At 72.6% G+C, this 7,537-nt stretch carries 9 protein-coding genes; 7 read left to right on the top strand and 2 right to left on the bottom strand.

The genetic code is table 11. The features are described 5' to 3' along the window. Together GA0115242_RS26385 and GA0115242_RS26380 are read left to right on the top strand one after the other, a co-directional pair. Window positions 1-917: FUSC family protein (locus tag GA0115242_RS26385; RefSeq protein ID WP_141721752.1), on the top strand; the 917-nt coding region annotated here is incomplete at its 5' end. Beyond that, the gene (locus GA0115242_RS26380) at window positions 914-1,456 is read left to right on the top strand and encodes a MarR family winged helix-turn-helix transcriptional regulator (protein ID WP_093832688.1); all 543 of its coding nucleotides are present in this window, start codon (window positions 914-916) and stop codon (window positions 1,454-1,456) included. The genes GA0115242_RS26385 and GA0115242_RS26380, both read left to right, overlap by 4 nt. A 43-nt stretch (window positions 1,457-1,499) precedes the next feature. Here the strand turns inward: GA0115242_RS26380 and GA0115242_RS26375 are convergent, their stop codons facing one another. Then, window positions 1,500-1,901, bottom strand: a complete 402-nt coding sequence (locus tag GA0115242_RS26375; protein ID WP_093832686.1) for a VOC family protein — start codon at window positions 1,899-1,901, stop codon at window positions 1,500-1,502. Window positions 1,902-1,973: 72 nt separating this feature from the next. Here GA0115242_RS26375 and GA0115242_RS26370 point away from each other — a divergent pair, with 72 nt between their 5' ends. Then, a complete protein-coding gene (locus GA0115242_RS26370) occupies window positions 1,974-2,516 on the top strand; it encodes a GNAT family N-acetyltransferase (protein ID WP_093832684.1) in 543 nt (180 codons plus the stop codon). A 3-nt stretch (window positions 2,517-2,519) separates the two neighbouring features. Here the strand turns inward: GA0115242_RS26370 and GA0115242_RS26365 are convergent, their stop codons facing one another. Further along, window positions 2,520-3,203, bottom strand: coding sequence for a glycerophosphodiester phosphodiesterase (locus tag GA0115242_RS26365; RefSeq protein ID WP_093832682.1), 684 nt, complete (start codon window positions 3,201-3,203; stop codon window positions 2,520-2,522). A gap of 349 nt (window positions 3,204-3,552) precedes the next feature. Here GA0115242_RS26365 and GA0115242_RS26360 point away from each other — a divergent pair, with 349 nt between their 5' ends. From GA0115242_RS26360 to GA0115242_RS26345, 4 genes are all read left to right on the top strand, one after another. Further along, entirely contained in the window at window positions 3,553-4,950 is a 1,398-nt protein-coding gene (locus GA0115242_RS26360; RefSeq protein ID WP_093832680.1) for a DUF6421 family protein, read from the top strand. Window positions 4,951-5,045: 95 nt separating this feature from the next. Next, entirely contained in the window at window positions 5,046-5,792 is a 747-nt protein-coding gene (locus GA0115242_RS26355) for an SDR family NAD(P)-dependent oxidoreductase (protein ID WP_093832678.1), read from the top strand. Next, window positions 5,789-6,859, top strand: coding sequence for a threonine aldolase family protein (locus tag GA0115242_RS26350; protein ID WP_093832694.1), 1,071 nt, complete (start codon window positions 5,789-5,791; stop codon window positions 6,857-6,859). The genes GA0115242_RS26355 and GA0115242_RS26350 overlap by 4 nt, the downstream gene beginning before the upstream one ends. Window positions 6,860-6,937: 78 nt before the next feature. Further along, the gene (locus GA0115242_RS26345; RefSeq protein ID WP_093832676.1) at window positions 6,938-7,531 is read left to right on the top strand and encodes a transglutaminase domain-containing protein; all 594 of its coding nucleotides are present in this window, start codon (window positions 6,938-6,940) and stop codon (window positions 7,529-7,531) included. Window positions 7,532-7,537: the final 6 nt, after the last annotated feature.

The raw sequence follows: 7,537 nt of genomic DNA, 5'->3' as shown, positions 1-7,537 counted from the left end.
CCGCCCCCGCCGACAGCGACCCGCAACGGCTGCGCGGCTGGGCGCGCGAACTCGTCGCCGCCGGACCCGTCCCGCGCACCGACACCCCGGAGGACGCCGACGAACTCCTCGGCGTCGAGGTGGAACTCGCCGCCCCGCGCACCCCGCTGCGCCGCCGCCTGGCCCCGCTCACCCCGCTCGCCGTGCGGACCGCGGTCGGCTGCGCCCTGGCCGGGTACGCCTCGCTCGCCCTCGGGGTCGGCCGCCCCTACTGGGCCCTGGTCACCGCCGCCTCCCTTTACCAGGCCAACGTCGCCCTCACCTGGAGCCGCGGTGTCCAGCGCGTCGTCGGCAACCTCGCGGGCGTCCTCCTGTTCGCCGCCGTCGCCCCGCTCGCCCACCTCGGACCCGCGGCCCTGGTCCTGTGCTGCCTCGCCCTGAACTTCGGCGCCGAGGCGCTGATCACCCGCAACTACTGGCTCGGCAGCGTCTGCGTCACCCCGATGGCGCTGCTCATCACCGAGTTCGTCGGCGTCCAGGAGCCCGGCACCCTCGTCACCGAACGGGTGGCGGACACCCTCGTCGGCGCCCTGGTCGGCTTCCTGGCCGCCGTCGCCGTCACCAACCGGCGGGCGGGCGACCGCGTCGAGGACGCCCTGGCCGCCGTCGAACGCGCCCGTGAGCGCACCGCCCGGCTGCTCGCCGGGCCCGCCGCCGACCCCGGGGCCCTGGAGTCCGCCCGCCGCGGCCTGGCCGCCGCCCTCGTCGACCTGCGGGACACCGCGGACGCCGCGTCCGGCGAGTGGTGGCAGCGCGCCCTGCCGCAGGAGCGGGTGATGCGCGCCGAACAGGCCGGACACCGTACGCTCGCCGCGACGACCCGGCGCCGGGGACGGCAGCCGGGCGACCGCACGGAGACGGAAGGCGTACGACCATGACGGCACCCCGCCACAGAACCGCGACCGCAGCCGCCGCGGACGACACCGTCTCGGCGGTCGTACGGCAGTGGCGGGCCGTCCATCCCGGACTCGACACCGCGCCGATGGAGGTCATCGGCCGCGTCAACCGCTGCGCCGCCCTCCTCCAGCAGGCCGAGGACGCGCCGCTGCGGCGGGCCGGGCTCAGCCGCCCGGAGTTCGACCTGCTCGGCGCGCTGCGCCGCACCGGACACGAGCTGACCCCGGGCGAGCTGGCCCGCGAGACGTTCTCCTCGGGGGCCGCCGTCACCAAGCGCCTCAAGCAGCTCACCGAGCGCGGACTGGTCGAGCGGCGCGGCGACACCCGCGACCGCCGGGTGGCCCACCTCCGCCTCACCGACGAGGGGCGCGAGCTGGTCGACGGCATCCTTCCCGAGCAACTCGCCTACGAGAAGGCCGTCCTGTCCGTGCTCGCCCCCGAAGGGCGCGATGAACTGGCCGGACTGCTGGGCGAGTTGCTCGGCCGCCTGGAGGGCAGCCTGGGCGCCCTGCGGGCCTGACCGGACGCCGATCGCCGCGCCGGACAAGCCCGTTGACGCGCCGTCAGATACCCGGGCGGTAGCGCAGCGGATGGTCCGCCGGGATCTCGACCAGGACGATCGGGGTGCCGTCCGGGTCGGTGATCCACATCTCGATCAGCCCCCACGGCTCCTTGACCGGGGGCCGTGCGATCTCCACGCCCTTCGCCGTCAGCTCCTCGTGCGCCGCCGCCACGTCCTCGACCTGGAGCCAGAGCCGCCCGGCGGGGGAGGGCGGCGACGCCGGCGCCTCAAGGCGCCCCGACAGTTCGAGGAAGCCACCGCCGAGGAAGTAGACCGTCCCGCGCTCGGGACCCGTACCGAACTCCCTGGCCACCGCGAGCCCGAGCCGCTCGCCGTAGAAGTCGCGGGACCGCTCGGGGTCGGTCGGACGGAGCAGGATCCTGCCGCTGAGTACATGCACCATGGCGGCGGAGCCTAACGCGCCGCGCGCTACCCTCGTCGGTGCCCGCGCCGCAGCCCCGAGGAGAACCGCACCATGGACACGGCCGCCACCTCCGCACCGACCTTCCGCGACGCCACCGACGCCGACGTCGGCGACCTCGTCGCGCTGATCGAGTCGGCGTACCGGGGGGATTCGAGTCGGACCGGGTGGACCACCGAGGCGGACCTCCTCCAGGGGCAGCGCACCGACCCGCGGGGCGTGCGCGAGGTGATCGAGTCGCCGGACAGCCGCCTGCTCGTCGTGGAGCGCGACGGCCGGACCATCGCCTGCTGCCAGCTCGAACACCGCGGCGACCACGCCTACTTCGGCATGTTCGCGGTCAGCCCCGCGCTCCAGGGCGCCGGGCTCGGCAAGACCATCATCGCCGAGGCGGAGCGCGCCGCCCGGGAGGGCTGGGGCGTGGGGGAGATGCACATGACCGTGATCTCCGTCCGCGACGACCTCATCGCCTGGTACGAGCGCCGCGGCTACCGCCGTACGGGACGGACGACCCCCTTCCCGTACGGCGACGAGCGCTTCGGCATCCCGCTCCGCACGGATCTGCGGTTCGAGCTGCTGATCAAGGAGCTGGGCTGAGGCTCAGGCCGTGAAGCGGCCGGTGCGCTTGATCTCCGGGAGGTCGGTGGTCACGCCGTCCAGGCCGAAGGCCCGCGCCAGCCGCAACTGCTCCTGGGTGTTCACCACCCAGCCGATGATCCGCATGTCGGCCTTGCGGGCCCGCTCGACGATCTCCAGCGTGAGCCGCCGGAGGCTGAGGCAGACCGTCCCGGCCCCGGCCTCGACGGCCCGGTCCACCACGTCGCCGGTGTAGCGGCTGGCGATCAGCGCGGTGCGGACGCCGGGCAGCACCCGCGCGATCTCCGCGATCGCCTCGTCGTGGAACGACGACACCTCGACCCGGGAGCCCAGGTCGCGCTCCCGGATCACCCCGGCCAGCGCGCGGGCCGCCGCCACGTCCTTGATCTCGGCCTGGAGCGGCGTGGGCACCGCGTCCAGCACCTCCTCGAAGACCGGCACCCGCTCGCCGCGGCCCGCGTCCAGCGCGCGCAGCTCCGCGAGGGTCTTCTCGGCGATGGGCCCGGTGCCGTCGGTGGTGCGGTCCACGTCCGCGTCGTGCATGACGACGAGGGCGCCGTCCTTGCTCAGGTGCAGATCGAGTTCGATCACGTCGAGCCCGGCGTGCTGGGCCGCGACGAACGAACGGAGGGTGTTCTCGGGCTCGACACCCATGACCCCGCGGTGACCGATGGTAAGGAAGTTCAAGGTTCGACCCTCTTCCGTCGACGGCGGCTCGGCGCTCGCGCGCACCGGGGCGGACGGCCGCGCGGGCAGAGCCGCAGCCTAACGGCCGCGCCCCGCGATGGACCCGTGCGTGCCGTGTCCGCTCCCGCGGGTCCCCTACCCAGCTCCCCGGCGATCAGTGGCCTGTTTCGGGTCTCCCGGTACGGGGTAGGCGCGGCGGACGCTTCCGTCGGTCATCCGGGTTTCCGGCAGGAAAAAGTTCGGTGAGAAGCGGGGGTGGGCAGGATATTTTCCGGAGGCGCCTCTTGCTGGGTGAAAGGCCATATGTATACGGTCTTCTGACGCGAGCTTCTTCGGTGGAGGGTGGGACATGACGGAAATTCTTGAGCGGGTGGGCTTCGAGGGGCGGATTCCTCCGGCGACCAGGGCGGTAGAACATCCGGCCTGGCCCGTCCTCAAGGGCGCCGTGGAGCGGATCAGGCCATGGCAGTCCAAGGACGGCTCGATCGACCTCGCGGCCGAGGGCGCCCCCGCCCGCGAGGAGGCCGTCCACGCCGTCGAGACGGTCGTCACGGCCGTCGGGGAGCTGTCCGCGCTGCTCCCGCACGACGCCGAGTACCACCGCGCCCTCGCCGCCGATCTGCGCGCCTGGGCCGACGGCGGCTTCGGGGTGCCGGACTTCCTCGACTCGCTGCTGGCCTTCCAGCCCGCCGCGGACCGCCGGGACGGCCTCCAGCACCTGGTCGTCTTCCCGATGTACACGCAGAACGGCAACCCGGACCGCAACCTGGAGGCGGTCGTGCTGCGGATGGTCTGGCCGGAGTGGCTGGCCGAGCTGGAGCGCACCCGCTACGACAACCCGCTGTTCTGCGGGATCACCTTCGAGGACTTCACGGCCGGGTACGACACCAACTCCGCCGTCCTCTTCCCGGAGACCATCGCCGTCCGCGAGGCGCCGGAACGATTCTCCTGGGGTGGCATCTTCTGCGACCGCGAGGCCGCCCGCTTCCGCCGGGTCACCGAGGCCGCCGTCGGCATCCTCGGCATCGAGCTGCCCGAGGACGTCGCCGCCATGGTCCACGACCAGAAGCGCTGCGAGGAGGCGTTCGTCCTGTGGGACATGGTCCACGACCGCACCCACTCCCACGGCGACCTGCCCTTCGACCCGTTCATGATCAAGCAGCGCCAGCCGTTCTGGATGTACGGCCTGGAGGAGCTGCGGTGCGACCTCACCGCCTTCAGGGAGGCCGTGAAGCTCGCCGGCGAAGGGGTCCCGCAGGCCCGCGACGTCCAGTACGCGATCCTCTTCGACCGCATGTTCCGCTTCCCCGTCACCGGCGAGCGGGTGCGCAACTACGACGGCCTCGGCGGCCAGTTGCTCTTCGCCTACCTGCACAAGCACGACGTCCTGCGGTGGACCGACAACACCCTGCGCGTCGACTGGGAGCGCGCCCCCCAGGTCACCAACCAGCTCTGCGCCGAGATCGAGAAGCTCTACCGCGACGGCATCGACCGCCCCAAGCTCGTCCACTGGTTCGCCGGGTACGAGCTGGTCTCCGGCTACCTCGCGCCGCACCCGGGATCCCGCTGGGCCAAGGGCCCCGACGCGCTGGACCTCGGCCTGCCGCCGCGCAAGCTCGTGGACGACGTGCTTCCCGACGAGTTTCCGCTGAGCATGTTCTATGAGGCACTCTCCAAGAAGCTGAAGAACGTGATCGCCTCGACCCGGGGTATCACACGGGAGAGCGAAGAGCGGATCGCCGCGTGAGCGACCGCACCACAGAGAGTGAGCGGGCGGCGGCCGCAACGTCCCCGGGCGGGACGGACGAGGCCGAGGCGCACGCTGTTCAGGAGGCGAGGAACATGGGGAACGGGGCTCTCAGCGGTGCGGTGATCGCGGTGGCCGGCGCGGGCGGAGCGGCGGGCCGGGCCACCCTGCTCCGGCTCGCGGAGGCGGGCGCGACCGTCGTCGCGGCCGACAACGATCCCGAGCGGCTCGCCGAGGCGGTCGACGCGGCCCGGTACGCGGGCGGCGGCGCCAACGTCATCGGCGAACCCGTCGACCTGCTCGACCTGGACTCCACCCGGGAGTGGGCGGCGCACATCGGCGCCGAGTTCGGGCGCGTCGACGGCCTGGTGCACCTCGTCGGCGGCTGGCGCGGCAGCGAGACCTTCACCAAGACCGTCCTGGACGACTGGGACTTCCTCGAACTGCTGCTCATCCGCACCGTGCAGCACACCTCCCTCGCCTTCCACGAGGCGCTCCAGCTCAGCGACCGCGGCCGGTACGTCCTGATCAGCGCCTCCGGCGCCACCAGGCCCACCGCGGGCAACGCCGCCTACGCCGCCGCCAAGGCCGCCGCCGAGGCGTGGACGCTGGCCATGGGCGACTACTTCCGCAAGGCCGGGGGCGAGGAGGGGCCGACCTCCGCCGCGACCATCCTGGTGGTCAAGGCGCTCGTCCACGACGCGATGCGCGCCGACCGCCCGAACGCGAAGTTCTCCGGTTTCACCGACGTCAAGGACCTCGCCGAGGCCATCGTCGACGTCTGGGACAAGCCCGCCGCCGAAGTGAACGGAAACCGTCTGTGGCTGACCGACCGGCCGTGAACCCGCCCCGGACCGACGCCAGGCGCCACCACGACCCGCAGGTCCGGGGATTCGCCAGCGACAACTACGCCGGGGCCCACCCGGAGATCCTCGCCGCGCTCGCCCTCGCCAACGGCGGCCACCAGGTCGCCTACGGCGAGGACGACTACACCGGGCACCTCCAGGGCGTGATCCGCAGCCACTTCGGGGCGAGCGCGGAGGCCTTCCCGGTCTTCAACGGCACCGGCGCCAACGTCGTCGCGCTCCAGGCGGTCACCGACCGCTGGGGCGCGGTGATCTGCGCGGAGAGCGCCCACATCCACGTCGACGAGGGCGGGGCCCCCGAGCGGATGGGCGGCCTGAAGCTGCTCACCGTGCCCACCCCGGACGGCAAGCTCACCCCCGAGCTGATCGACCGGCAGGCCTGGGGCTTCGACGACGAGCACCGGGCGATGCCGCAGGTGGTCTCGATCACCCAGAGCACCGAACTGGGCACCCTCTACACGCCCGACGAGATCCGCGCCCTCTGCGACCACGCGCACGGCCTCGGCATGCGCGTGCACCTCGACGGCTCCCGGATCGCCAACGCCGCCGCCTCCCTGGACGTCCCGATGCGGGCGTTCACCAACGCCGTCGGTGTCGACCTGCTGTCCCTGGGCGGCACCAAGAACGGCGCGGTGTTCGGCGAGGCCGTCGTGGTGATCAACCAGGACGCGGTCCGGCACATGCGCCACCTGCGCAAGCTGTCCATGCAGCTCGCCTCCAAGATGCGCTTCGTGTCGGTGCAGTTGGAGGCGCTGCTCGCCAAGGACCTGTGGCTGCGCAACGCCCGGCACGCCAACGAGATGGCGCAGCGGCTCGCCGAGGGGGTCAGGGCCGTGCACGGCGTCGAGATCCTCTACCCGGTGCAGGCCAACGGCGTCTTCGCCACGCTCCCGCACGAGGTGAGCCTGCGCCTCCAGGAGCGGTTCCGCTTCTACTTCTGGGACGAGGCGGCGGGCGTCGTGCGCTGGATGTGCGCGTTCGACACCACCGAGGACGACGTGGACGCGTTCGTGGCCGCCGTCAAGGAGGAGATGGCGCGGTAGCGGACAGCTCTGCATAGGTATGCGGTCACCTGAAAAGTCATTGACGTTCGGGTGATCGCTTTCCTATGCTCTGCGGGCATGGAGCTGATCCAGACAACCCCCGACCTCTCCGCCTACCTCGCCGCTGACGAGGTCATCGACCACCACCACCCGATGGTCGGGCGGACGGCGGCCCGGCTGGCCGCCGACGTGGCCGACTCGTATGCCTATGCACAGGCCGCCTACGAGTACGTCCGCGACGCCATCCCGCACTCCCAGGACTCCGGCGACCCGCGCGTCACCTGGCGCGCCTCCGACGTCCTGACCCTGGGCACCGGCATCTGCCACGCCAAGGCCCACGCCCTCGCCGCCCTGCTGCGCGCCGAGGACATCCCCACGGCGCTCTGCTACCAGCGGCTCCTGCACGACGACGGCCAGGGCCACGTCGTCCACGGCCTGGTCGCCGTCCGCTTCCACGGCGCCTGGCACCGCCAGGACCCGCGCGGCAACAAGCCCGGCGTGGACGCGCGGTTCTCCCTCGACGGCGAGCGCCTGGCCTGGACGCCCGACCCGCGGTGCAATGAGGTGGACTACCCGGACCTGTACGCTGTACCTCACCCGGCCGTGCTCGGCGCCCTCCGGGCGGCGCCCGACCGGCCGACCCTGTGGCAGACCCTCCCCACCGCACTCTGAGGCAGA

It is taken from the genome of Streptomyces sp. SolWspMP-5a-2 (genome assembly GCF_900091845.1).
Taxonomy (GTDB): domain Bacteria; phylum Actinomycetota; class Actinomycetes; order Streptomycetales; family Streptomycetaceae; genus Streptomyces; species Streptomyces doudnae.
Note: the sequence above shows the minus strand (reverse complement) of the source record. Positions and strands in the feature narration are given on the sequence as shown.